Source organism: Pseudomonas sp. F007 (assembly GCF_057814275.1).
Genome location: NZ_JBVATA010000038.1, coordinates 1 through 307 on the forward strand (window position 1 = coordinate 1; position 307 = coordinate 307).

Below are 307 nucleotides of genomic sequence, written 5' to 3' on the forward strand. Positions count from 1 at the left end.
TCCCGAACTCAGCAGTGAAACGATGCATCGCCGATGGTAGTGTGGGGTTTCCCCATGTGAGAGTAGGTCATCGTCAAGATTAAATTCCGAAACCCCTATCTGCATATGCAGGTAGGGGTTTTGTTTTAAGTAGAAGTCACCAATTTTACTGGCACGTTGTTTCACAACGGACCGGTTACAGAATTTCTTGACGACCATAGAGCATTGGAACCACCTGATCCCATCCCGAACTCAGCAGTGAAACGATGCATCGCCGATGGTAGTGTGGGGTTTCCCCATGTGAGAGTAGGTCATCGTCAAGATTAAA

General features: G+C 47.6%; 2 rRNA genes. Both read left to right on the top strand.

Annotated elements, in window-relative coordinates:
- Positions 1-79 (top strand): 5S ribosomal RNA (rrf, locus tag ACZYR5_RS29620); the annotation flags it as partial.
- A gap of 107 nt (positions 80-186) precedes the next feature.
- Positions 187-302 (top strand): 5S ribosomal RNA (rrf, locus tag ACZYR5_RS29625).
- The last annotated feature ends 5 nt before the right edge of the window (positions 303-307 follow it).